Below are 24,126 nucleotides of genomic sequence, written 5' to 3'. Positions count from 1 at the left end.
CGGCGTGCCGGTGCCGGTCAGCGCGTGGCGCGCGCGGCTTCGGCCGCCGTCTGCACGACGTCGTCCCAGATCACCGCGGCCGGCACGGCGGGATCGGTGCCGGGCACGCCCACGTCGGCGAACCGGCTGATCTCCGCGACGACGGCCTCGGTGCCGACTTCGCGCGCCGCGCGGCTCGCCACGTCGGGGACGGCCGTCCGCAGTTCGGCGACCACGCGGTCGCGGCGGACGCCCTCCATCTGGCCGAGTGCGCCGATGCCCTTCCACGCGGCATCGAGCTCCGCGCGGAGACGGACGATGGCCGGGTGGTCGACGGACGGGTGGTCGACGGACGCGTGGTCGTTCGGGTCGTTCATGGTGCCCCCTGGTGCAACGGACCGCCCTTCGGGTAAGCGCTGTCCGCCAGGTGATCCTACCAATGAAGCAAGAAGTCCTCATGTCCCTAGAACGCGGGACAGACCGTTCTGCCCGGTGGCCTGGCAGCCACGGTACCCGCTCCTGTGACGAGATTCAGTGAGTTCGGCCCGGGCATCGACCCTCCGCGCCCGTTCGATGCCACGATGGGTCCGAGGAGGTCCACTATGCGGCTGTTGGTGGTCGAGGACGACGACGAGATGCGTGCCCTGATGGAGCGCGGTCTCGCTGCCGAGGGGTACCGCGTGACGGCGGTGGAGAACGGGGTCGAGGCGCTCATCGCCCTCGGCGAGCAGGCGTTCGACCTGGCCGTCGTGGACGTGATGATGCCCGGCATGTCCGGGTTCGAGCTCGCACGACGCATCCGCGAGCGCGAGGACCCCGTGCGGATCCTGCTCGTCACCGCGCGCGACGCCGTGGACGACCGCGTGTTCGGCCTCGACGCCGGCGCGGACGACTACCTCACCAAGCCGTTCGCGTTCGCCGAGCTCACCGCCCGGCTCCGCGCCCTCGGTCGCCGCGAGTCCGCCGGGGCACCCCGCACGATCGAGGTCGGCGACGTCTCGATCGACTCCGAGGCCCGTCGCATCTCGATCAAGGGCCAGCGCGTCGCCGTCAGCCCGACCGAGTTCGCGCTGCTCCGCCTGCTGGCTCGCTCCGCCGGCAGCGTGGTCGACCGGCCGAAGATCCTCGAAGAGGTCTGGGACGGCTCGCAGCACGTCGACCCGAACGTCGTCGAGCAGTACATCTCGTACCTCCGCAAGAAGCTCGTTGCCCACGAGGCCACCGTCGCGATCGCCACCGTGCGCGGCCGCGGGTACCGCCTGGATCTGCTCGGGGCGTGAGCGGGGCCTCCGCTCGCCCGGGGCCGGACCGCCCACGACGCGGTCTGGTCCGCCCCCTGCGCCTGCTGTCCCTGCGGGCACGGATCACGATCGGCTCGACGGCGATCGCCGCGGTCGTGATCGTGCTGCTCGTGCTGGTGATGCGGTTCCAGGTGGTCAGCGTCGTCGCGAGTGCGACCCGCACCCTGTTGGACGCCGACGCCGACCCGTACGTCGCCACGCTCGAGGTGGACAGCGATCCCGACCTGTCCCCGCCGGGCAACGCGCAGCTCGTCGCCGTGGTCTCACCGTCCGGCGACATCGTGCTCTCGACGATGCCCACCCGGGTGGAGAGCGCTCTCGGCAGCCTGACCTCCACTCCGGCCGGCACCTCGATCATCCGGGTGTCCGGGTCCGAGTACCGCGTGGTCGTCGAACACCCCGTGAACCAGGCCGGCCGGTGGACGGTCGTCGCCGCCCGGAACTCGCAGGCCGAGGCGATCGTGGTCGACGACCTCACCTCGACCCTGTCGCTCACCGGCGTCGCGATCCTGCTCGCCTTCGGCGTCGCTTCGTGGATCCTGGCGACCGCGGCACTCCGTCCCGTCAACCGCATGCGCCGAGAGGCCGAGCGGCTGTCCGTCGCGCCCGAACGGGCCGAGCTGCCCGTCGGCCCCGCGCAGGACGAACTCGCGTCCCTCGCCACGACCCTCAACGCCTTCCTCGCCCGCACGCGCCAGGCCACCGAGCGGGAACGACAGATGGTGTCCGACGCCAGCCACGAGCTCCGCACACCGCTTGCCATCCTCACCACCCAGCTCGACCTGGCGTCGCTCGACGGTGACGACGCCGCCGCCCTGGCTGCCCACATCGAGCGCGCCAAGCACAGCGTCGCCCGGCTGTCCCGGTTGGCGAACGACCTGCTCGCGCTGTCGCGGATCGAGGAGTCCGAACGGCGGGAACAGGACGGCGACCAGCGCCCGGAGACCGCCTGGTCCGACCTCGGTGACGAGGTCATGGCGGCCGTCGACCGGGTCCGGCTCATCGCGTCGGCCAAGGACGTCACCGTCGACTTCGACCTCGAGGCCCCGGTGGCCGTCGGTGGCTCCGGGCCCGGCATCGGCGGTGGGACCCACGAACCTCGCTACCGGCTCGACACCGGTGGCATGGCGCAGCTCGTCACGAACATCGCGGGCAACGCGGTGTCGGCGCTCCCCCGCGGTGGCGGCATCTTCGTGTCCTGGCGCAGCACCGGCGGCGAGGGCGTCCTGCAGGTCACCGACGACGGCCCCGGTGTCCCCGAGTCGTTCATCCCGGTGGCGTTCGACCGGTTCACCCGACCGGACGAGGCCCGGAAGTCGCGCCCGAACCCCGATCCGGCCACCGGTGCGATCGCCCTGCCGGGTGGATCCGGGCTGGGCCTCGCGATCGTCCGTGCGGTGGCCGAACGCGCCGGCGGGACGGCGTCGCTGCGGAACGTGCGCTCCGGCGGACTCGAGGTCACGGTGCGACTGCCCGAGGTCGAGTAGCCGCGCGCCTCCTCCGCGCCCGCCGCCCGCCGCGCGCGGACCGCTGCCCGCGACCACTCACTGGAAGTCCCGCGACCGCGTGCGCACGGACAACGACAGGTGCTCGATCCGGTCCGCCACCAGGTTGACCACGCCGTCGGGCGACCGCTCGAGGATGCCGCGGACGATCACCGCCGGGGATTCCCGGGCGACCCGGCGGTAGCGTCCCCACACCCCGACGCTGCAGATGACGTTGACCAGCCCGGTCTCGTCCTCGACGTTCATGAACGTGATCCCCGATGCCGTCGCCGGACGCTGCCGATGCGTGACGATCCCGCCGATCTCGACCCGCCGCCCGGTCTCGGCCGTCGCGGTGTCCTGCACGCTGAGCACCCGGCGGGCGGCGAGCCGGTCGCGCACGTGCCGGACGGGGTGGTCGTCGGTCGTCATGCCCGTCGACCACATGTCGGCGATCAGGACGTCGCCGCTCGTCATCTGCCCGAACAGCGGCGGTTGGACGACGACCTGCGTGTCGGGCAGCTGATCGGCGCGCTCCGCAGCGGCCTGGGCCGCCGACCACATCGCACCGCGGCGGTCGATGTCGAACGGGGCGAAGGCGTCGGCAGCGGCGAGCGCCTCGAGCTGCGCCGTCGTCAGCCCCACCCGGCGGGCCAGGTCGGACATGTCGACGAAGGGACCGTTCGCGTCACGCTCGGCGACGATCTTCTCGGCGCTCTTCCGGCTGAGCGAGGCGACCTCGGCGAGTCCGAGCCGGACCGCGAACGCGCCGTCGCGGCGGTGCCGTGCGGTGTCGTCGGGCAGTGCCTTGTCGAAGGGCAGCACCGGCGGCTGCTCGGTGTGCAGGCAGGCGTCGTCACCGCACGGGGGCACCACCTGGTCGTCGCCGAGCGGTTCGAGCGTTGCGTCGACACCCGAGCGGAGGATGTCCGGTCGGAGCACCTGGACGCCGTGCCGACGGGCGTCGGCGACCAGGGTCTGCGGTGAGTAGAACCCCATCGGCTGCGCCCGGAGCAGCGCGGCCAGGAACGCCCCCGGGTAGTGCAGGCGCATCCAGGCGCTCGCGTAGACGATCAGGGCGAAGCTGATCGAGTGGCTCTCCGCGAAGCCGAAGTTCGCGAACGCCTGGATCTTCGCGTAGATCGCGTCGGCGTCCTCGCCGTGGATGCCGTTGTCCGACATGCCCGCGTAGAGCTTGTCGCGCAGCCGGTCGATCTTCTCGTGGCCGCGCTTCGACCCCATCGCCCGCCGCAGCAGGTCGGCGTCGTCGCCCGAGCAGTTGCCGACCGCGATCGCCATCTGCATGAGCTGCTCCTGGAACAGCGGCACCCCGAGGGTGCGTTCGAGCACCGGTTCGAGCGACGGGTGGATGTACGTGATCGGTTCCTCGCCGGTCCGACGCCGGATGTAGGGGTGCACGGCACCGCCCTGGATCGGGCCGGGGCGGACGAGGGCGACCTCGATCACCAGGTCGTAGAACCGCCGTGGGAGCAGCCGGGGCAGGGTGCCCATCTGCGCACGGGACTCCACCTGGAACACCCCGATGGTGTCGGCTCGGCAGAGCTGGTCGTAGACGCCCTGTTCCTCCTTCGGCATGGAGTGCATCTCCCAGCGTTCCCCGCAGTGCTCCGCCGCCAGGTCGAACGAGTACTGCAGCGCCGCGAGCATGCCGAGGCCGAGCATGTCGAACTTCACGAGCCCCATGAAGGCGCAGTCGTCCTTGTCCCACTGCAGCACGGTGCGGCCGTCCATCCGCGCGTGCTCGATCGGCACGACCTCACCCACCGGCCGGTCGGTGAGCACCATGCCGCCCGAGTGGATGCCGAGGTGGCGCGGGAAGCCCAGGACGTCGCTCGCCAGCCCGACGACCGCCGGCGGGATGTCGTGGTCCTGGCTCTCGGTCACCGAGCCCCACCGTTCGACCTGCTTCGACCAGGCGTCCTGCTGCCCCGGGCTGTGGCCGAGGGCCTTCGCCATGTCGCGGACGGCACCCTTCGGGCGGTACGTGATGACGTTCGCGACCTGGGCGGCGTTGTACCGGCCGTACTTCTCGTAGACGTACTGGATCACCTCTTCGCGGCGGTCCGAGTCGAAGTCGACGTCGATGTCGGGCTCTTCGTCGCGCATCGCCGACAGGAACCGCTCGAACGGCAGGCCGTAGCGGATCGAGTCCACCGCGGTGATCTCGAGCAGGTAGCAGACCGCGGAGTTCGCGGCGGAGCCCCGCCCCTGGCAGAGGATCCCCCGGCTGCGGGCGTACTGCACCATGTCGCGCACGATCAGGAAGTAGCCGGGGAAGTTCTTGTCCTCGATCACGGCGAGCTCGCGTTCGATGCGCTCGCGCTTCTGCGGGTCCACGCCGTCGGCGCTGCCGGGGTAGAGGCGACGTGCACCCGTCCAGGTGAGTTCCCGCAACCAGGACATCGCGGTGTGGCCGTCCGGCACGTCGAGGTCGGGCAGTCCGGGCTTGACCGTGCGCAGCCGGAACCCGAGTTCGTCGGCCAGCGTGACGGTGTTCTCGATCGCCCCCGGGTACCGCCCGAACCGCCGGGTCATCTCGGCGCCGGAGCGCAGGTGCGCGGTGTCGGCGGCCGGCAGCCACCCGTCGATCTCGTCGAGGCTGCGCCGGGCCCGGACCGCGGCCAGCGCCGTCGCCACCGGGAACCGGTCCGGGGTGGCGTAGTGGACGTTGCCGGTCGCGACCAGGGGCAGCGTGTACCGCTCGGCGAGGGTCGCGAGCACGTCGTTCCGCGCACTGTCGAGCGGGTCGCCGTGGTCGAGGAGCTCCACCACGACGTTGCTGCGCCCGAAGCGGTCGAGCAGCACGCGCAGCGCGGTCTCCGCCGCGGACTCCCCGCCCTGCTCGAGCGCCTGCCGGACGGTGCCCTTCCGGCACCCGGTGAGCACCCGCCAGTGTCCGTCGGCCCGCCCCGCGAGCTCGTCGAGGTCGTAGCGTGGGCTGCCCTTCTCGGACCCGGCCGCGAGGTGCGCACTCGTCACCGTGCCCGCGAGCCGGTGGTAGCCGTCCTGCCCGTCGGCGAGCAGGAGCAGGTGGGAGCCCTCGGGATCGGGGACGCCGTTCTGCGGTTCGGTCAGGCCCAGCGAGAGCTCGGTGCCGTAGACGGTGCCGACCTGCGGGTACGCCTCGGCGACCTCGGCCATCCGGGCGGCACCGTAGAAGCCGTCGTGGTCGGTGAGGGCGAGGGCGTGCAGGCGCAGCCGTGCGGCTTCCTCGAACAGCTGCTCGGGCTGGCTGGCACCGTCGAGGAAGCTGAAGGCCGAGTGCGCGTGCAGCTCGGCGTACGGCACGACCGGAGGGCCGTCGTCCGCAGCCGCCGGCTGGTCCGTGGGCACGTACGGCTCGCGCTTGCGCGACCACGCCGGGCTGTCCCCGCCGTCACCGGCCTTCGCCGTCCCCGGACTGCGCTTGTCCGACAGGGCGCGTTCGAACTGCGACCACGGCACGGGTGGGTTGCTGTAGCCCATCAGGTCCTGCTCCTGGATCGGTTCACGTGGCGATCGCCTCCGCCCACCACCGGTGGTCCGCCAACACCAGGTACCAAGCACGGCCCTCGGCGTCGACGAGCTGCAGCCGGTGCAGTCGTCGACCGCCGGACTCCCACCACCGCACGACGAGCGGCCAGGGGCCCGCCCAGGCCGTGACGGGTGCGAACCCGCCGCCCCGGTCCCCCTCGGTGCGGAAGCGTTCGGGCGCGCCGGACAGCACACCGCGGTCGTCGACGTCGACGCTCGCGCCGTCGCGTGAGACGACGTCGACCGGCCGGGGACGCTCGAGGACGGTGGCGGGCGGCGGCCCGGGCAGTTTGCCGGGCCACGGTCGGTCGCGCACGGTGGCCAGGGCACGCTCGCCGCCGGGTGGGGCGTCGCCCCACGGCACGAGCACCACCCGCTCGGACAGGGTCCGACCACCACCGACTCGCGGGCTCACCACCCCGTCGTGCCCGACCATGCCCTGGATCCGGGCCAGCCCGTGGTGCACGCGCTCGTCCGGCCCGGAGCCCCAGAGTCCGCGTTCGTGGTTCGCCATGTCGTCGACGGCGACCGGCTCGAGCACGACCGAGGTGACCGGGGCCTCGAGCCCGGTCGGGTCGACCCCGCCGGCGAGCTGCCACCGCACCCGGTCGACGACGTCGGCGGCGTCGAACCAGCGGGGGTGTGCCCACGTGCGTTCGAGCAGGATGTCCCGCTCGTCGACGATCCCCACCCGGATGGTCGTCGCGACCAGCCCAGCGGCGCGGAGGCGTGCGGCGAAGTCGTCGGCGGAGCGCCGGAACGCGAACGCGATCTGGTCGGCGCGGTCGAGCGGGGGCTCGAAGGCGGCCTCGATCCGGAGCTCGGGCGGGATCGCGCGTGCCGAGATCTCCCGCGGGTCGCGTCCGCCGGCCAGCCGGTGCAGGAACGCTCCGGCGACCCCGAACCGGTCGCGGACCTGCTCGTCGCTGAGCGACGCGAAATCGCCCAGCGTGGTGATGCCGAGCCGGTCGAGCACCGTCGCGAGCTCGGGGTCGCCGAGCACACCGAGGGGCAGGGCCGCCAGGAAGTCCGACGAGCCGGAGACCGGCACGATCCGCACCCGTTCGCCGGGACGCACCGGTCGGGCCCGTGCTGCCTGCTCCGCCGCGAACGGGGTGTCCGCCACACCGGCCCGCACCGCCGGGGCACCGTGGTCGGCCGCGATCCCCGCCAGGGTCGCCGCGGCCGCCCGCTCGCCGCCGTAGTACCGCGCCGGTCCCCGGGCACGCAGGGCGAGGGTGCCGGGACGCAGTACCTCGACCCCGGGGACGGCCGCCTCGACCGCGCGGATGACGGGTTCGAACGCGCGGTGGTCGAGCGCGTCGTCGTAGGGGTGCACGACGAGCTCCGGGCAGCGCGCCTGCGCCTCGCGCACCCGGAGGCCCCGGACGACGCCGTGCTGCCGTGCGGACGCGGAGCTCGCGAACACCAGGCCCTTCGCGACCACGGCGAAGGGCTGCTCCGGCGGTGCCCCGGCCGCGCGGGCCGCCGCGATCACGGGCCAGTCCGGGCACCAGAGCACGATGGTCCGGGTCGGTGGTGGCTCGGGCAGCGCCCCGCCGCGGGCGATCGCGTCGGCCCGGACCCGCCCCGGCGCGATCACGACGCCACCGCCACGCACAGCAGCACCGCGGCGGTCACGACGCCACCGCCACGGGCCGCAGCACCCGGGTGTCGCCGGACCCCACCGACGGCACGGGGGTCGCCGTCCGGACCGTGCCGTCGGCCGCGGGCAGGAAGAGCTCGGTGCTCGTGGGGCGCACCGCACCCGCACGGCCGGTCGCCGTCACGGTGGCGCGGCGCTCGGTCAGGTGCCCGTGGCCCTGCCCGATGCCGCTCCACACCGACGACGTGATCCGCAGCGTGACGTCGGCACCGGGCCAGGACCCGAGCGCGACGAGGGCACCGCCGCGTTGCCGGAGCCGTGCAGACAGCCGGGCGACGTCACCCGGCACGACCCGCCCGAGCGGTCGGGTGAGGACGATCTGGGCGACGTCCGCCATCGCCGCGGTCACCGCGAGCCACTGGTCGCCCGGATCGGGGACGAGCACGAGCCGCTCGAGGTCGATCCCCGCGGCGGCCGCGGCCTCGATCCCGAAGGACGGCACCCCGACGACCGCGCACCACGCACCGGCCGCCGAGGCCGCCTGCAGCATGGTGATCGCGAGCAGCACCGACTCGGGGACGGCGTAGGTGCCGCCGACCCGGATCGCACCGCCGGGCAGCAGCGGCTCGAGAGCGGGAGCGGTCGGGAGCCCCGCGGTGTCGACGCGGGTGGACTCCATGTCGGTGACCCGGGACCGCAGGGACGTGATGCGGTCGAGCGCCGCCCGGGCGTCACCGAGGTGGTCCGCGCGCGCAGCACCCGAACCCCCGCGCGCAGCACCGCCCCGCCCGACCCGGTCCGGGCCGGGCGACCGGAGTGCCGCCGCCGTCTGCATGCCCTCATATTCGAACATGTGTTCGATGATGTCAATCGCGTCCGACATCCGTGGACAATCGGGTCGAACGCGTGTTCGGTCAGCTCACCACGTCGCCACCGCACCGACCGCGCCGAGCACGGACCGCGTCTTCGTCACGACCTCGTCCGCCTCGTCCGACGCCACCGACGACCACGTCACCGCTCCCCCGGCCCCGAGCGTCCGCGACCGGACCTCGACCGGATCCACCCCGCCGCCCGAGGCGTCCACCACCGTCACCAGTGTCCGGATGACCACCGACAGGTCGACCGCCCCGCTCGCCGAGAAATACCCGATCGTCCCCGAGTACACCCCGCGCGGCGCGCCCTCGAGCCGGTCGGCGATCGCCATCGCGCTGATCTTCGGCGCGCCGGTCATCGACCCCGGTGGGAACGCCGCCCGCACCACGTCCGCCGGCGACGTCCCCGACGGCAGCACCGCACCGATCGTCGACACCATCTGGTGCACGCTCGCGTAGGTCTCGACCGCACACAGCCGTTCGACGTGCACCGACCCGGGGATCGCCGTCCGCAGCAGGTCGTTCCGCAGCAGGTCCACGATCATCACGTTCTCGGCACGGTCCTTGGCGCTCACCGCGAGTTCGTCCCGCACGGCCGCGTCGGCGGCAGCGTCGGCGAGTCGTCGCCGCGTGCCCTTGATCGGTTCCGCCAGCACGGTGCGGTCCGCGGCGATCCGCAGGAACCGCTCCGGCGACCGGCTCGCCACGCGCAGCGGGCCGAGCCGCAGGTACGCACCGAACGGGACGGGGTCCGACGCCCGCATCCGCAAGTAGTCGGACAGGTGCGGGTCGGACAGGTGCGGGTCCGTGCCGGGGCCGACCCGGGCCTCCCGGTCCCCGCCCGGCACGGAGAAGGAGGTGGTGAGACAGACCTGGAACGCGTTGCCCTCGCGGATCTCGGCGCGGCACGCGTCGACGGCGCGTTCGTGGTCGGCCCGCGACGTGCGTCCGACCGCTGACGACACCCCGGCCGGGAGGCCCGTGGCCGCGTCCGCCACGTCGGCCGGTGACGGCGCCCCGGTCACCGTCTCGAGCCACGCGCGGTTCTGCGCGCTGGCCGCCGGCTCCGCGTCGGCGACGAGCGTCAGCGCCCAGGCGCCGCCGGTGTGGTCGACGACCACGGCGCGGTCCACGAACCGCAGGTCGGCGTCGGCGTACCCGTCGGCGGTCCGGTCCGGGCCGCCGGACTCGCGACCGAGCTCGTACCCGAGGAACCCGACCCAGCCGAGCGCGAAGCCGCAGCCGACGATCGGCTCGGGCAGTTGCGGCGTCCGCGCGAGGAGGTCGGCCAGCACGGCGAAGGCCGGGCGGTCGTCGGAGGACGACGGACCGAACCAGTCGGCGGCGGGCGCGGCGACCTCGACGGACGCCTGCCGGTCCTGGTGGCGGAACCGAGCCACGAACGGTCCGTCCGTCCACGTCAGCACCGACCATCGCGCCCGTGGTCGAGCGGCCTCCGGTGCGCCGTCCGGCAGCGCGGAGTCGAGCCACACGAGGTCGCCGTCGGCCGCGGCGGCCAGTGCGCCGAGATCGGGGACCGGATCGAGCCGGCGGACCTCGATGCGGGCGCCGGCCAACGGACCGGTCAGATCGCGGAGATCGTCCATGCGGCGGCGTGGGACGCACCGGCGGCGAGCACCACGAGACCACGGTCGACACCGTCGTTGAAGGCGTCGGGGGCGCACGTCATCGGCTCGACCGCCAGCCCGGCGCGGTGGTACTCGGGGACGACGTGGTCGGCCGTGTGCACCTGCACCCACGGGCACTCCGGACCGAAGGTCGCGCGGACACCCCGGCCGTCCGCCGCGGTCAGGGCGATGGTCGCGGCCCCGTCGGCGTCGCGGTCGAAGCCCGTGAAGGCGTGGTCGATGAACCGGTCGCCGATGCGTGTGGCGGTGCGCAGGTCGAACTCGTCGTGCACGGGGACCAGGTCGGTCGGGATCAGCCGGTCCGGCGTGACCTCGAGCACCTCGGCCGCGGGCAGGGTGAGGGTCCAGTCGTCGACCGTGCCGGCGCCGGCGACCAGGTACGGGTGCGGGCCGGTCCCCCACGGGGCGTCGTCCGCGCCGGAGTTCGTGCCGGTGATCGTGGTGTGCAGCCCGGCGTCGTCCAGCCGGTACTCGACCAGGACCTCGACGCGGTACGGGTAGCCTGCCTGGGCCTGCACGGTGGTGGCGAGCACCACGCGGTCGGGCTCCTGCGCCTCGACCCGGAAGTCGGTCCAGGCGACCAGTCCGTGCAGAGCGTGGTGCCGTGCCGGTTCGGTGAGCGCGAGCTCGTGGTCGACACCGCCGAACGAGTACTCGCCGTCGACGACGCGGTTCGGCCACGGAGCGAGGACGGCACCGCGGAACGCCGGACGGACCTCGTCGACGTCGAACGGCACGATCAGGTCGCGACCCTCGTGCCGCAGGGTCCGGAGCGTCGCACCGACCGTGGCGATGTCGGCCGTGTACCCGGCGGCGGAGATCGTCAGCGGGGTTCCGGACAGCGGCGCATCGTTGCTCATGCGCTCAGCGTATCGGGCACGTGCGGCCACCCGCACCACGAGAAAACCCCCGCCGTTCCGGAGAACGACGGGGGTTGTCGGTGGATCTGAGGGGACTCGAACCCCTGACCCCCTGCATGCCATGCAGGTGCGCTACCAGCTGCGCCACAGACCCAGATTGTGTTGCTTCCGTGCCGACCGGTTCCCCGGAGGCACCATAGAAGCGTACACCATGCGAACGCCGGGCAACGAAATCGAAGCCGTCACCCGGGCGCGTCGCTGATCAGGCGGTGTGGTCCACCGGGAGCTCGAGCGGGATGGTCGGGCAGTCTGCCCAGAGACGCTCGAGCGAGTAGTACTGACGGTCCTCGTCGTGGAAGACGTGCACCACGATGTCGCCGACGTCGATGAGGACCCAGCGGCCCTCGCTCCGGCCTTCGCGGCGGAGGGTCTTGGCGCCGAGCTCGAGGAGGTGCTCCTCGACCGCATCGGCGATGGACTGCACGTTGCGCTCGTTCCGACCGGTTGCGAGCAGGAACACGTCCGTGAGCTGCAACGGCCCGGTCACATCGAGCGCGACGAGGTCCTCGGCCTGCTTGGCGTCCGCCGCGAGAGCGGCGGCCTGCACGAGTTCCAGTGCGCGAGTGGAGGCGGTCACGGATTCCTTCCGGTCGTCGACCCGGCAGGGAGCCGGATCGCTTGATGGGTCACGATCATAAGCCACCCCGCCGACGCACGGCCAGGCCGCGGCCGACGCAGGTGTCGGGATCGGTGGTTCGGGTCGGGCGTCAGCCGCCGAAGGTGTGGGTCGTGACGAGCGCGACGATGATGACCGCGGCTGCGGCGACACCGACGGCGCCGACCGTGACGCCGAGGATGAGCGGCGTGCGCGACTCCTTCGGCTTCGCGGCGGCGAGGACGACCTGGCGGGTCGAGGTGTGGCTGGACACCGCGCGGCTGGCGCGCACCGGGCTGGCGTCGGTCTCCGGCTGCTCGTCGTGCTGCTCGAGCAGGCGGTCGACCTCGGCACCGTCGATCGGTCGGTGCGACCCCGTCGAGGACAGCGACGCGGGCAGGTCGATGGACCCGGTGAGGATCACCTCGCCGGTCGCGTTCAGTGCTCCGGTCGGGTCGGCCAGGGCCGAGTTCGGCAGGATGATCGCGTTGGTGTCGGTGACCGCGATCCGGCGGGTGCCGGTCGAGTCGTCGTGCACCTCGGCATCGTTCGAGCCGTGCGCCTGCTGCGACCAGTGCCCGACGGGCGGCTCGAAGGCCGTCGTCATCGGCTTCGGCTCGGCCGGCCGCTGGAAGGACGCGGGGACCTTCGGGGGGTCGGTCCGTGCAGGCTCGGGGAGCGGAACCTCGTTGGTGTCGTCGTCCTCGGGGTCGAGGGACAGCGGGAACACCGCCGGGGTCGACGGCGCGCCGTCCGGGATCCCCGGGAGCGGTGTGGCCGAGGGGCGCTCGGGCACGGCGACGTCGACCGGGGCGTCCGCGTCGGTCTGCGCCTCGTCGGCGCCGGTCTCATGAGTGCCCTTCTCGTCGGTCTGCGTCGAGTCCGTGCTCGCCTGATCGGTGCTCGTCTGGTCGCTGGACGTCCCTGCGGGAGCCTCGTCCGTGGACCCGGCTTCGGGCTGTGCGTCGGATGCGTCGTCGGCGGGCGGCGACCAGGTCGACCGGTGGCGCCGGGGCTCCTCGGCGTGCGCAGCGGCTTCGTCGAGCGGCTCGAGGGCGTCGGGCGACCCGTCGGCCTCGGTGGCCTGGGCGACCGCTGCCTCGTCGAGCACCGTGGGGGTCTCGGAACCGGACGGCTCGTCCCCGGCGCGCGGCGCCGAGGTCGGCTCGATGGCGTCGACCGAGCCGAGGACGTCCTCGACGGTGCGGTCGGAGGACTGCGGCGTGGGGTTCTGCAGCGGGACCGGCAGGACCGCCTGGTTCTCGGCGGCGCGCTGCTGGCGGATCTGGCGGCGGGTCAGACCACCGCTGCCGGGGACGATCTCGGTCGCCGAGGCGGGCGGGAACGGCGACACCCCGGCTGCAGGGACGGAGGTCACCGGCACGGAGGGCGCCGAGGCCGGCGTGCCCGTCGGTGCCGACGTGCCCGTCGCGGCGGACGCCGGAGCGGAGGACTGGGCCGGACCGCCGGGAGCGGGTGCCACGTGCGAACCGGGCCGAGGACGGGGTTCCGTCGATTCGGCGGGTGCGGCGACGGTCGGCGGCGGCGTCGCGGGCTGCGAACCGGCTGCTGCGGCACGCTCCCGCTCGCGCGCCTGGCGCCGCGACAGGGGCGGCTGCGCGTCGGACGAACTCATGCAACGCTCCGATACAGGTGGTGCTTGGAGATGTACTGGACGACCCCGTCGGGAACCAGGTACCAGACGGGGGAACCACGTCTCACCCGGTCGCGGCAGTCGGTCGACGAGATGGCCAGTGCGGGGACTTCGAGCAAGCTTACGTCTCGCTCGGGGAGTCCGCTGATGCTCAGGTCGTGTCCCGGACGCGTCACGGCGACGAAGTGCGCGAGGTCCCAGAGACCATCATGGTCTTTCCAGTCGACAATCTGCTGAACGGCGTCTGCGCCCGAGATGAAGACGAGCTGCGCGTCGGGCCGCTGTTCGTGCAGGTCGCGGAGCGTGTCGACCGTGTACGTCGGGCCGGGGCGGTCGATGTCGACGCGGCTCACCGTGAACATCGGGTTGGACGCGGTCGCGATGACCGTCATCAGGTAGCGGTGCTCGGCATCCGTGACGCCGGACTTCATGTACGGCTGACCGGTGGGGACGAACACGACCTCGTCCAGGTCGAACGCCCGAGCGACCTCGGACGCCGCGACGAGGTGACCGTGGTGGATGGGGTCGAACGTGCCGCCCATCACCCCGATGCGCGGTCGTCCGGTGCTCTCGAGCATCGGGTGCAGATCAGCTCTTGGTGTGACCGAACTCGTCGACACCCGTCTCGTGGTGGCGGGTGGCCTCGAACTTCTGCGAGTGGCGGTAGGCCACGTCGCGGAAGCTCCAGGTGACGAAGCCCAGGAAGATGAAGAACAGCGCGCCGACGAGCGGGAACACGAACGCCGGGGCCCCGGAGGCGTGCTCCGCAGCTTCTGCGAGGAAGGTCATCGTTCGGTGCTCCGTTCGGTCGGGGAAAGACGCCGTTCAGTCTAGCCGCGGATCTGGCCGTTCCCGCGCACGATCCACTTGGTGCTCGTGAGCTCCGGCAGCCCCATCGGGCCACGCGCGTGCAGCTTCTGCGTCGAGATGCCCACCTCGGCGCCGAAGCCGAACTCCCCGCCGTCGGTGAAGCGCGTCGACGCGTTCACCATCACGACCGCCGAGTCGACCGTCGCCAGGAACCGTTCGGCCGTGTCGACGTCGTTCGTGACGATCGACTCGGTGTGGTGGGTGGACCAGCGCGCGATGTGCGCCATCGCGGCGTCGACGTCCGGCACGACGCGGATCGACAGGTCGAGGTCCATCGACTCGGTCGCCCAGTCCTCGTCGGTGGCGCGCAGCACGCCTGGCACGATCGCCCGCGTGGCGTCGTCGCCGCGCAGCGTGACACCGGAGGCACGGAGCCGGTCCGCGAGCACGGGCAGCAGCCGCTCGGCCGCCTGCTCGTGCACCAGGAGGGTCTCGAGGGCGTTGCAGACGCTCGGCCGCTGCACCTTGCTGTTCAGGACGATGTCGACGGCGCGCTGCTCGGGGGCCGACGCGTCGAGGAACACGTGCACCACGCCGGCACCGGTCTCGATCACGGGGACCTGCGACTCGGTGACGACGGTCTGGATGAGCGAGGCGCTGCCGCGCGGGATGAGCACGTCGACCAGGCCGCGGGCGCGCATGAGCTCGGTGGCGCCGGCACGGCCGAACTCGTCGATGGTCTGCACGAGCTCGCGCGGCAGGCCGACCGACTCGACGGCGTCCTGGATACGGGCCACGAGCACGGCGTTCGTCCGCTGGGCGGCGGATCCCCCGCGGAGCACGACCGCGTTGCCGGACTTCAGCGCGAGCGAGGCGATGTCGACCGTGACGTTCGGTCGTGCCTCGTAGATGGCGCCGACGACCCCGAACGGCACCCGCACCTGGGTGAGCTGCAGGCCGTTCGGCAGCAACGAGCCCCGCAGGTGCTCCCCCACCGGGTCCTGCAGGCCGACGACGTCCTCGACGGCCGTGGCCAGCGCCTCGATGCGTGCGGGGTCGAGCCGGAGTCGGTCGACGAGACCGGAGGACAGGCCGCTCTCCTCGCCCGCGACCAGGTCACCGTGGTTCGCGGCGACGATCTCGTCGGTGGCGGCGCGGACCCCGGCGGCGATCGCCACCAGGGCGGCGTCCTTGACCGCCGTCGTCGCGGTCGCCAGCGCCGACGAGGCGGTGCGGGCCGCCACGAGCGTGTCGGTCAGGGTCGGGGCGGGCGCGATCGACGACATGGACCGATTCTAGGTCCGCTCGTCGGCCCGTGACGGGCGTGACGGCGTCTCGCCGGCCGACCGGTCACGACACGTTGCACGACGACCGCCGAGCGGTAGCACCACGTCGCCTCGCGCCGACCCCGTCGACCGGTCCCGACCGTTCGACGCAGTCCGTCGGTGCGTCGTGACCGCCTGGAGGCCCGGCACCGGTCCCCGGGACCCGCGCCGGGCCTCCAGGCGGTCGCGTTCACCACGCCGACCGGTCACGACACGTCGTCCTGCGCCACGCGAGCGGTCGCCGATCGTCGCTCCGCGACGCCCGCGCCGACGGTCCCTGACCAGTCGGCGCCGTCCCGGCGGCGAGTCGTGACCGCTCCGGGCGGTCCGACCCGTGTCAGGGACGCGGCGCGGCGTGGAACCAGGTGCCGACGTGCTCGCCCGACAGGGCGCGGTCGACGAGGGCCGTGGCGGTCACCAGGACCGACGTGCCCGCCTCGGCCGCGAGCCGTGCAGCCGCGACCTTGGTGCCTGCTCCCCCGGTCCCCACGCCGGACTTGCCGACGGAGCCGAACGTGACCCCGGCGAGCTCGTCGCCGAACGGTACCTCGTCGATGCGCTCGGCGCCGGGCTGCTCCGGCGGCTTCGTGTACAGGGCCTCGACGTCGGACAGCAGCACCAGGGCGTCGGCACCGAGCAGCCGCGCCACCAGGGCGGCGAGCCGGTCGTTGTCGCCGAAGCGGATCTCGTGTGTGGCGACCGTGTCGTTCTCGTTCACGATCGGCAGCACCCGCAGGGCGAGCAGCCGGTCGATGGCGCGCTGCGCGTTGACCCGGTGCGTGGGGTTCTGCAGGTCGCCGGCGGTCAGCAGGATCTGCGCCGCGACGACCCGGTGCCGGTCGAGTTCCTTCTGGTACCGGAACATCAGGACGTTCTGGCCGGTGGCCGCGGCGGCCTGCTGCGTGGCGAGGTCGTCGGGACGGCCCTCGAGCCCGAGGAACGGGAACCCGGTCGCGATCGCACCGGACGACACGAGCACGACCTCGGTGCCACGGCCGTAGGCGCTGGCCAGGGCGTCCACCAGCGGACCGATCTGGCCGGCGGCGTCACCGCTGACCGAGGACGAGCCGACCTTGACCACGATCCGCCGCGCACGCGGGATGTCCTCTCGCCGGGTGACGGGTCCGAGGTCGGTGCGGGCGGTCGTGTCGGTCATGCCGCGGTCAGTCCTTCTGGTCGCTGGTCTCGAAGTCGCCGGCCTCGACTCCGCCGGTCTCGGGGTCGCCGGTCTCGAGGTCGTCGCTGGTGACGACCTCGTCGTTCACCCAGAGGCCGGAGACACGCTCCTGCTCGAGCTCGGCACGGGCGGCCGCCTTGGCGTCCATCCGCTCGAAGTACTCCTCGCGCCGCTCGTTGCGGGTCGGACGCGAGGTCGCACCGATGCGGGCGTCGGTCCCGCGCGCGCTCGTGATGAGCTCCGCGGTGGACGTGAGCGTCGGCTCCCAGTCGAAGACCATGCCGCCGTCGCCACCGATCACAACGGTCGAACCGGCGACCGCGCCGGCCTTGAACAAGCCGTCCTCGACGCCGAGCTTCGCGAGCCGATCGGCCAGGAAGCCGATCGCCTCTTCGTTGGTGAAGTCGGTCTGCTGGATCCAGCGCTCCGGCTTCGCGCCGCGGACGCGGAAGAAGCGGTGCTCCTCGCCGCCCTCGGCACGGACCGTGAAGCCTTGGTCGTTGACCGCACGGGGGCGGATGACGATGCGCTCGACGACGGGCTCGGCCGCGCGCTTGGCACGACCCTGCTCGACGACCTCGGCCAACGCGAAGGTCAGCTCACGCAGACCCTTGTGCGACGCCGTGGAGATCGGGAACACGCGGTAGCCACGGCCCTCGAGCTCGGCGGTGACGAACTCGGCGAGCTCGGCGGCATCCGGCACGTCGATCTTGTTGAGCGCGATGAGCTGCGGACGCTCGAGCAGCGGCACCTGGCCCTCGGGGACCGGGTAGCGCTCGAGCTCGCCCAGGATGACGTCGAGGTCGCTGATCGGGTCGCGGCCCGGGTCCATCGTCGCGCAGTCGATGACGTGCAGCAGGGCTTCGCAGCGCTCGACGTGCCGCAGGAACTCGAGGCCGAGGCCCTTGCCCTCGGACGCGCCCTCGATCAGCCCGGGGACGTCCGCGACCGTGAAGCGGCTCTCGCCCGACTCGACGACGCCGAGGTTCGGGGTGAGCGTGGTGAAGGGGTAGTCGGCGATCTTCGGCTTCGCGGCCGAGATCGCGGCGATGAGCGAAGACTTGCCGGCGCTCGGGAACCCGACGAGGGCGACGTCGGCGATGGTCTTCAGCTCGAGGCTGATGTCACCCGCCCAGCCCTCGGTGCCGAGGAGCGCGAAGCCGGGGGCCTTGCGCTTGGTGGTGGAGAGCGCCGCGTTGCCGAGGCCGCCCTGGCCACCGGGAGCCACGACGACGCGCATGCCGGGCTCGGTCAGGTCGGCGATGACCTCGCCGGCCTCGTCGTACACGACGGTGCCGATCGGGAGCGGGAGCTCCTGGACCTCGCCGCTGACGCCGCTGCGGTGGTCGCCCATGCCCGGCTGCCCGTTCTTGGACGAACGGTGCGGGGAGCGGTGGTAGCCGAGCAACGTGGTGACCTGCGGGTCGGCCACGAGCACGATGTCGCCGCCGTCACCACCGTTGCCACCGTCGGGCCCGGCGAGGGGCTTGAACTTCTCACGGCGGACCGAGACGCAACCGTTGCCGCCCTTCCCCGCGCTGAGGTGCAGGGTCACGCGGTCGACGAAGGTCGCCATGGTTCCACTCCTGGAAGATCGTTGCGCCGACGGGTTCCGTCAGCGCGTTGTGCCGACGTGATCCGTCGGCGGGAAAAGCGAAGGAGGGGCGGGCACTCGGCCCGCCCCTCCCGCTGAAGCTGATCGTCGCGACTACGCGTTGACGATGTTGATGACCTTGCGGCCACCCTTGGTGCCGAACTCGACCGAACCGGCCGAGAGGGCGAACAGCGTGTCGTCGCCACCGCGGCCGACGTTGGCGCCCGGGTGGAAGTGGGTGCCACGCTGGCGGATGATGATCTCGCCGGCGTTGACGACCTCGCCACCGAAGCGCTTCACGCCGAGGCGCTGTGCGTTCGAGTCACGACCGTTGCGAGTGGAACTCGCACCCTTCTTGTGTGCCATGAGCTGACTCCCTTACGCGATCTTGGTGATCTTGACGCGGGTCAGTTCAGCGCGGAAACCCTGGCGCTTCTTGTACCCGGTCTTGTTCTTGAACTTCTGGATGATGACCTTCGGACCGCGCAGGTCGTCGAGCACCTCGGCGGTGACGGTCACGTTGACGAGCTCGGAAGCCGCCGACGTGATCTTGTCACCGTCCACGAGGAGCACGGGGGCGAGGTCGATGTTGCCCTTGTCGTCCGCCTTGACACGGTCGACGGTCAGGATGGTGCCGACCTCGACCTTTTCCTGACGGCCGCCGGCGCGCACTACTGCGTAAACCACGTGGAAATCCTTACGTAACTCTGCTTGAGGGAAGTCTCGGGTGCCCACTTCTGCACGAGCGGCTCCCGGAAGGCCGGGCCCGATCGGCGACGCAGGCAGAACGGCCCGCTGACACCAGGGATCGAGAATACTCGATCCCCATGGGTCCGGTCAAACGGCGACACACGTACGATTGCACGGTGACCGTGTTGATCGACCCACCGACGTGGCCCGCTCACGACACTCTGTGGTCGCACCTCGTCAGTGATGAATCCTACGCGGAACTCCACGCGTTCGCTGCACGCGCCGGTGTGCCGCGTCGTGCGTTCGACCACGACCACTACGACGTACCGCTCGCGAAGTACGACGAACTGGTCGCCGCAGGGGCCTCTGCGGTGTCCGGCCGGGAGCTCGTGCTGCGGCTCATCCGCAGCGGCCTGCGCGTGGCGCAGCGCGACAAGCGCGCCAACTGACTCGCCGCGCGTGCGTCCGGCACGCACGGTGCGAGGTTCCCGACTCGGTGCCGGGCACGCCGGCTCGCACGGTGTCTGCAACCGCGCACGTGCGGACGGGAGGCCCGGCGCACCCCCGCCACGTCCGTCCTGTCGCACGGTGCGCGGCCGCGTCCCGGGCACGTGCGCACCGTGCGAGGTTGCCCACAGCGTGCGAGGTCGGCAGCACGGTGCGTCGCCAGAGGCTCGCACCGTGCCGCGGCCGCTGCACCGCCCGGAGAACCTCGCACGGTGCGGCGACAGGCGTGCGCCGCACCGCGCATGACCGTGCATGACCGCGGTCGCGGCTCGGGCACGTGCGCACCGTGCGAGGTTGCCCACATGGTGCGAGGTACGAAGGCCGCACCATGTGGTCAACCTCGCACCGTGCAGCGCCCACACGACCGCACGAGCGACCTCACGACGCGAGGTCAGCGGGGCGCTGGACCACCCCAGGGGGCTGCCGGCGGCTGCTGCTGGTCCGGACGGGGCTGTGCGCCGTACTGGCCGCCGTACTGCCCGTGGGGGTCCGGCTGGACCAGACCCTGCCCGTACGGGCCCTGCTGCGGCTGCTGCGGCCCCGGCTGCACGGTCGCGGGCGGGACGGCGTCGGCGGGCCGTACCGTCCCCGGCAGGCCGGACGTCGGCGCGGCGCCACGGTTCCGTCGCGGGCGCCCGAGCCACAGCCACGCGGCGGTCGCACTCGCCAGGAGCATCACCGTGAACGGCACGCCGTTGCGGAGCGGGTTCGTGACGACGTCGATCACGAGTCGGGAACCGCCCGAGGTGATCGCACCGAACGCGCCCGTGAAGACACCGACGAGCGCGAGGGCGATCGTCCCGGCAGCCCCGGCGAGCACCGCACGGAGCAGCACGGTCGGCAGCGGGCTGCGGCGGGCGATCGGCGTCAGGAACGCCAGCGCCAGGAACGCCCCCGCGTAGAACGGGAACGGCGCCAGGAACACCGAGGCGATGAAGCTGCCGACCAGGCTTGCCCCCGCGCCGTAGTGCGCGAACGGGCTGACGACGAGCGACGTCCCGATGAGCCCGACGATGCCGGACACGAACTCGACCAGCACGAGGGACACCACGGCGATGAGCGCCCCGGCGGTGTTGTTCACCGAGGCGCCGGGCGCGAAGGCCCGACGCGGATCGGCCGGCGCACGGGGCGGTCGCGGCGGGGCGTAGGGCACCCCGGCAGTGGGCTGGACGCCGTGCGGCGGCTGCCCAACAGGCTGCCCGCCAGGTTGCCCACCGTACGGCGGCTGCCCACCAGGCTGCCCGCCAGGCTGCCCACCGTACGGCGGCGCGGAACTGCCGGCTCCCCCGGGTCCGGGCGGTACGGGCTGCTGCCAGCCCGCACCGTAGTACCCACGATCCTGCTGCGGGTCACCGGGGTTCGTCACGCTCAGTTCCCCAGGATGACGGAGCCGTCGGTGTCCTCGCCGGACGCACCCTCGGTCGTGGCCGGGGCACTGATGCTCGGCGACGACACCCGGCGGGACCGCGAACGGCCCTGACCCGGCTGCTTCGGCTCGGGCAGCGCCTGGAGCACGGAGTCCAACAGCGACTCGGCGTCCGGGGCGACCTGACGCGGCTCGCGCTTCGGGGCGGCGTTGAGCGGGATGTCCAGGATCGCGACCGTGTTGTCGGTCGGGGTCACCGTCGCGCTGGAGCTGACCCGACGGCGGGCCGGGGCCTTGGCCTTCGGCTCGGTGGCAGGAGCAGCAGCCTCGGCGACCGCCTGCTTCGGCGCAGCCTGCTTCGGCTGGTCGCGCTTCGGCTCGGCCTGCTTCGGCTCGACAGCGGCCTCCGCCTCGACTGCGACGGGCGCCGACTCGGCGACCTCGGTGGCCTCGGTCGCGGCAGCGTTCGACTGCTCACCGCTCCGTCCACCACGGCCGCCACGGCGCCGACGCTTCGACCCGGTGGGCTGTTCGCCCGCTCCGGAGTCGTCGGACGCGGACGTCGCTGCGGGGACGTCGGCCGAGGTCGGTGCCTCCGCTGAGGTCGGCGATGCCGGTGAGTCCTCGTGCGGGATCGTCGAGGCGGCGATCCGCGACAGCGCGCTCTTCACGTCGTCGGTGATCTGGTGCGCCTGGCTCGACTGCCCGTTCGACGAACCGGAACCCGAGCCACCGCCGGAGTTGCCCCCGCCGTTGCCGTGCCCGTTGCCACCGTTGCCGTTGCTGCCGCTGCCGTTGCCACCGGCACCACTGCGCCCCTTGCGGCGCCCCTTGCTCGGGCCCGGGTCGGCGTTGTTGTCGTTGACCTTCGCGTTGACCTCGTCGAGCGACTCGCGCAGGCCGACGCCGATCTTCTTGCGGGTCATCTGCACGAGGCCGAGCGAGGTGACCTCGGCGACCTGGTGCTTCGTGCGGTCGCGGCTCAGGCACTCGATCAGGCGGCGGAGCACGAGGTCGCGGTTCTCCTCGAGCACCATGTCGATGAAGTCGACGACGATGATGCCGCCGATGTCGCGCAGGCGGAGCTGGCGGACGAGTTCCTCGGCGGCCTCGAGGTTGTTCTTCGTGACCGTCTCCTCGAGGTTGCCCCCGGAGCCGACGAACTTGCCCGTGTTGACGTCGACGACCGTCATGGCCTCGGTGCGGTCGATGACGAGCGAACCACCGGACGGCAGCCAGACCTTGCGGTCGAGCGCCTTGTCGATCTGCTCGTTCAGGCGGTACTCCTCGAAGGAGTCCGGGCCCTCGTAGCGGACGACGCGGTCCTTCAGGTCGGGCGCGACGGCCGACAGGTACTCGTCGATGGTGCCGCCGGCGGCCTCGCCGTCGATGATGAGCTTCGTGAAGTCCTCGTTGAAGACGTCACGCACGATCTTGACGAGCAGGTCCGGCTCCGAGTGCAGCATCACCGGGGCCTGGCCACCGGCGACCTTCTTCTGGATGGCCTCCCACTGGCTGGTCAGGCGCTGCACGTCGCGGGTGAGCTGCTCTTCCGTCGCACCTTCGGCAGCGGTGCGCACGATGACGCCTGCGTGCTCCGGCAGGACCTCTTTCAGGATCTTCTTCAGGCGCGCACGCTCGGTGTCGGGCAGCTTGCGCGAGATCCCGTTCATCGAGCCGTTCGGCACGTAGACCAGGTAGCGACCGGGCAGCGAGACCTGGCTGGTCAGGCGGGCGCCCTTGTGGCCGACGGGGTCCTTCGTGACCTGCACCAGGACCTTGTCGCCCGGCTTGAGCGCGGCCTCGATGCGACGGCCGTGGCTGGTGTCGACCGAGTTCCAGTCGACCTCGCCGGCGTACAGCACGGCGTTGCGGCCGCGGCCGATGTCGACGAAGGCGGCCTCCATCGAGGGCAGGACGTTCTGCACCTTGCCGAGGTACACGTTGCCGATCAGCGACACGTTCTCGGACTTGGTGATGTAGTGCTCGGCGAGGATGCCGTCCTCGAGCACGCCGATCTCGATGGTCGACGAGCTGGAGCGCACGATCATCTGGCGGTCGACGCTCTCGCGGCGGGCGAGGAACTCGTCCTCGCTCACGACCTGGCGGCGGCGTCCGGCGTCACGGCCGTCGCGGCGGCGCTGCTTCTTCGCCTCGAGCCGGGTCGAGCCCTTGATGCGCTGCGGCTCGGTGATGAGCTCGGGCTCGCGGCGGCGGGGCTCCTGGTGGTCGCGCGGCTCGCGCGGCGCACGGGCCTCGCGGTCGGCGCTGCTCCCCCGACGACGCGAGCGCCGGCGGGATCCGCCCTGCTCCTCACGCTCGTCGGTGTCGTACCGGTCATCGCGGTCGAACCGGTCCTCGCGCTCGGAGCGGTCGGAGCGCTCGTAGCGGTCGTCTCGGTCGTCCTCGTCGCGTTCGTACCGCGCGGCACGGCGCGGCAGCTCCGGCAGGACGGGGGCGTGGAAGATCAGGCTGAGCGTGCTCGTCGCCTTCGGGACGAACGGCTCGGCTGGGGCGGCGGGTTCGCTCGCCTCGGCCGTCGGCTCGGTCTCGGTCGGACGGGAGGCACCACTCGGCTCCGCCACGTCGGCTGCGGGCTCGGTCGGCTCGGCCGTCACCACCGGCAGGTCGCCGGTCAGCGTGCTCACGTCGTCCGGCTCGGCGCTCTGCGCGGAGACGGCCTCGACCGCGACGGACACGGCTTCTGCCGGTGCCCCGTCTGCCGGTGCCCCGTCCGTCAGCGCGAGGGGCTCGTCGACGGCCGGCACCTGCACGGCGTCGGCCGCGACCTGCTGGCCGGACGACCGGGCGCGGCGTCCGCCGAACAGGCGGGTCCGACGCTTCGGGGCGTTCTCGTCGTTGGTCGTGTTGTCGTTGTTCTGCTCCACCATGGACTGGCGCACTCCTCGGCCCCACTCGCACCCTTGTCAGGCGGCGGGAATTCTTTGGTTGTGGCGGTGGCGTCGACGCCCCGCGCTCGCTGTCTTCGTGATCGGTCTGCGTCAACTTCTCGTTGCGTCCGCTGCCGTTCCGGTCCGGGCACCCGGCCCGGGTCGGCTCGGC

Annotated in this window: 20 protein-coding genes and 1 tRNA gene; 3 read left to right on the top strand and 18 right to left on the bottom strand. The window is 72.5% G+C overall.

Annotated elements, in window-relative coordinates; genetic code table 11:
• Nucleotides 1-17 precede the first annotated feature (17 nt).
• Entirely contained in the window at nt 18-356 is a 339-nt protein-coding gene (locus tag GVL05_RS08420) for a hypothetical protein (RefSeq protein ID WP_159572800.1), read from the bottom strand.
• A 225-nt stretch (nt 357-581) separates the two neighbouring features.
• Between GVL05_RS08420 and GVL05_RS08415 the strand changes: the two genes are divergently transcribed.
• Nucleotides 582-1,259, top strand: a complete 678-nt coding sequence (locus tag GVL05_RS08415) for a response regulator transcription factor (RefSeq protein WP_111084549.1) — start codon at nt 582-584, stop codon at nt 1,257-1,259.
• The gene (locus tag GVL05_RS08410) at nt 1,256-2,767 is read left to right on the top strand and encodes a HAMP domain-containing sensor histidine kinase (protein ID WP_123293948.1); all 1,512 of its coding nucleotides are present in this window, start codon (nt 1,256-1,258) and stop codon (nt 2,765-2,767) included. The genes GVL05_RS08415 and GVL05_RS08410 overlap by 4 nt, the downstream gene beginning before the upstream one ends.
• A 57-nt stretch (nt 2,768-2,824) precedes the next feature.
• Here the strand turns inward: GVL05_RS08410 and GVL05_RS08405 are convergent, their stop codons facing one another.
• The 15 genes from GVL05_RS08405 to rplU all read right to left on the bottom strand — a co-directional run bounded on the left by GVL05_RS08405 (nt 2,825) and on the right by rplU (nt 19,187).
• Nucleotides 2,825-6,250: an error-prone DNA polymerase gene (locus tag GVL05_RS08405; RefSeq protein ID WP_159572798.1), complete on the bottom strand. Its 3,426-nt coding sequence runs from the start codon at nt 6,248-6,250 to the stop codon at nt 2,825-2,827.
• Nucleotides 6,251-6,272: 22 nt separating this feature from the next.
• The gene (locus GVL05_RS08400) at nt 6,273-7,901 is read right to left on the bottom strand and encodes a DNA polymerase Y family protein (protein ID WP_159572796.1); all 1,629 of its coding nucleotides are present in this window, start codon (nt 7,899-7,901) and stop codon (nt 6,273-6,275) included.
• A gap of 34 nt (nt 7,902-7,935) precedes the next feature.
• Entirely contained in the window at nt 7,936-8,787 is an 852-nt protein-coding gene (locus GVL05_RS08395) for a hypothetical protein (RefSeq protein WP_159572794.1), read from the bottom strand.
• A gap of 36 nt (nt 8,788-8,823) precedes the next feature.
• Nucleotides 8,824-10,383 (bottom strand): anthranilate synthase component I family protein, encoded by a 1,560-nt coding sequence (locus GVL05_RS08390; RefSeq protein WP_159572792.1) that lies wholly within the window; start codon nt 10,381-10,383, stop codon nt 8,824-8,826.
• Nucleotides 10,362-11,285 (bottom strand): aldose 1-epimerase family protein, encoded by a 924-nt coding sequence (locus tag GVL05_RS08385; protein ID WP_159572790.1) that lies wholly within the window; start codon nt 11,283-11,285, stop codon nt 10,362-10,364. Before GVL05_RS08385 ends, GVL05_RS08390 begins: the two co-directional genes overlap by 22 nt.
• Before the next feature lie 81 nt (nt 11,286-11,366).
• A tRNA-Ala gene (locus tag GVL05_RS08380) sits at nt 11,367-11,439 on the bottom strand.
• 108 nt (nt 11,440-11,547) lie between these two features.
• On the bottom strand, nt 11,548-11,922 hold the full coding sequence (rsfS, locus tag GVL05_RS08375; protein WP_159572788.1) for a ribosome silencing factor: 375 nt from the start codon (nt 11,920-11,922) through the stop codon (nt 11,548-11,550).
• A 130-nt stretch (nt 11,923-12,052) separates the two neighbouring features.
• The gene (locus tag GVL05_RS08370; protein WP_159572786.1) at nt 12,053-13,576 is read right to left on the bottom strand and encodes a hypothetical protein; all 1,524 of its coding nucleotides are present in this window, start codon (nt 13,574-13,576) and stop codon (nt 12,053-12,055) included.
• Nucleotides 13,573-14,172, bottom strand: coding sequence for a nicotinate-nucleotide adenylyltransferase (gene nadD, locus GVL05_RS08365; RefSeq protein WP_111084540.1), 600 nt, complete (start codon nt 14,170-14,172; stop codon nt 13,573-13,575). Before nadD ends, GVL05_RS08370 begins: the two co-directional genes overlap by 4 nt.
• Before the next feature lie 10 nt (nt 14,173-14,182).
• Entirely contained in the window at nt 14,183-14,383 is a 201-nt protein-coding gene (locus GVL05_RS08360; RefSeq protein WP_123293955.1) for a hypothetical protein, read from the bottom strand.
• A 41-nt stretch (nt 14,384-14,424) separates the two neighbouring features.
• Entirely contained in the window at nt 14,425-15,690 is a 1,266-nt protein-coding gene (locus GVL05_RS08355) for a glutamate-5-semialdehyde dehydrogenase (RefSeq protein ID WP_133936707.1), read from the bottom strand.
• Nucleotides 15,691-16,066: 376 nt separating this feature from the next.
• Entirely contained in the window at nt 16,067-16,885 is an 819-nt protein-coding gene (gene proB, locus GVL05_RS08350) for a glutamate 5-kinase (protein WP_228505024.1), read from the bottom strand.
• 7 nt (nt 16,886-16,892) lie between these two features.
• Nucleotides 16,893-18,482 (bottom strand): GTPase ObgE, encoded by a 1,590-nt coding sequence (gene obgE, locus GVL05_RS08345; RefSeq protein ID WP_123938841.1) that lies wholly within the window; start codon nt 18,480-18,482, stop codon nt 16,893-16,895.
• Nucleotides 18,483-18,614: 132 nt separating this feature from the next.
• Nucleotides 18,615-18,866, bottom strand: coding sequence for a 50S ribosomal protein L27 (gene rpmA, locus GVL05_RS08340; protein WP_071257351.1), 252 nt, complete (start codon nt 18,864-18,866; stop codon nt 18,615-18,617).
• Between the two features lie 12 nt (nt 18,867-18,878).
• Nucleotides 18,879-19,187, bottom strand: a complete 309-nt coding sequence (rplU, locus tag GVL05_RS08335; RefSeq protein WP_111084536.1) for a 50S ribosomal protein L21 — start codon at nt 19,185-19,187, stop codon at nt 18,879-18,881.
• A 179-nt stretch (nt 19,188-19,366) separates the two neighbouring features.
• Here rplU and GVL05_RS08330 point away from each other — a divergent pair, with 179 nt between their 5' ends.
• The gene (locus tag GVL05_RS08330; RefSeq protein ID WP_159572784.1) at nt 19,367-19,639 is read left to right on the top strand and encodes a DUF4031 domain-containing protein; all 273 of its coding nucleotides are present in this window, start codon (nt 19,367-19,369) and stop codon (nt 19,637-19,639) included.
• Between the two features lie 449 nt (nt 19,640-20,088).
• Here GVL05_RS08330 and GVL05_RS08325 read toward each other — a convergent pair whose 3' ends face one another.
• Together GVL05_RS08325 and GVL05_RS08320 are read right to left on the bottom strand one after the other, a co-directional pair.
• The gene (locus GVL05_RS08325) at nt 20,089-20,778 is read right to left on the bottom strand and encodes a hypothetical protein (RefSeq protein WP_235035916.1); all 690 of its coding nucleotides are present in this window, start codon (nt 20,776-20,778) and stop codon (nt 20,089-20,091) included.
• Nucleotides 20,779-21,065: 287 nt separating this feature from the next.
• Entirely contained in the window at nt 21,066-23,954 is a 2,889-nt protein-coding gene (locus tag GVL05_RS08320; RefSeq protein WP_159572780.1) for an Rne/Rng family ribonuclease, read from the bottom strand.
• Between the last annotated feature and the right edge of the window lie 172 nt (nt 23,955-24,126).

The sequence above is a fragment of the Curtobacterium sp. 18060 genome (genome assembly GCF_902706105.1).
In the GTDB taxonomy this organism is placed as follows: Bacteria; Actinomycetota; Actinomycetes; order Actinomycetales; family Microbacteriaceae; genus Curtobacterium.
The sequence above is the reverse complement of the archived record's forward strand: the minus strand, read 5'-3'. Positions and strand labels throughout refer to the sequence as shown.

Coding starts and splice junctions, on each gene's coding strand:
- proB (WP_228505024.1), bottom strand. CDS start 16,885: ATGACCGACACGACCGCCCGCACCGACCTCGGACCCGTCACCCGGCGA.
- GVL05_RS08415 (WP_111084549.1), top strand. CDS start 582: ATGCGGCTGTTGGTGGTCGAGGACGACGACGAGATGCGTGCCCTGATG.
- GVL05_RS08360 (WP_123293955.1), bottom strand. CDS start 14,383: ATGACCTTCCTCGCAGAAGCTGCGGAGCACGCCTCCGGGGCCCCGGCG.
- GVL05_RS08395 (WP_159572794.1), bottom strand. CDS start 8,787: ATGTCGGACGCGATTGACATCATCGAACACATGTTCGAATATGAGGGC.
- GVL05_RS08420 (WP_159572800.1), bottom strand. CDS start 356: ATGAACGACCCGAACGACCACGCGTCCGTCGACCACCCGTCCGTCGAC.
- obgE (WP_123938841.1), bottom strand. CDS start 18,482: ATGGCGACCTTCGTCGACCGCGTGACCCTGCACCTCAGCGCGGGGAAG.
- nadD (WP_111084540.1), bottom strand. CDS start 14,172: ATGCTCGAGAGCACCGGACGACCGCGCATCGGGGTGATGGGCGGCACG.
- GVL05_RS08385 (WP_159572790.1), bottom strand. CDS start 11,285: ATGAGCAACGATGCGCCGCTGTCCGGAACCCCGCTGACGATCTCCGCC.
- GVL05_RS08355 (WP_133936707.1), bottom strand. CDS start 15,690: ATGTCGTCGATCGCGCCCGCCCCGACCCTGACCGACACGCTCGTGGCG.
- GVL05_RS08405 (WP_159572798.1), bottom strand. CDS start 6,250: ATGGGCTACAGCAACCCACCCGTGCCGTGGTCGCAGTTCGAACGCGCC.
- GVL05_RS08320 (WP_159572780.1), bottom strand. CDS start 23,954: ATGGTGGAGCAGAACAACGACAACACGACCAACGACGAGAACGCCCCG.
- GVL05_RS08370 (WP_159572786.1), bottom strand. CDS start 13,576: ATGAGTTCGTCCGACGCGCAGCCGCCCCTGTCGCGGCGCCAGGCGCGC.
- GVL05_RS08390 (WP_159572792.1), bottom strand. CDS start 10,383: ATGGACGATCTCCGCGATCTGACCGGTCCGTTGGCCGGCGCCCGCATC.
- rpmA (WP_071257351.1), bottom strand. CDS start 18,866: ATGGCACACAAGAAGGGTGCGAGTTCCACTCGCAACGGTCGTGACTCG.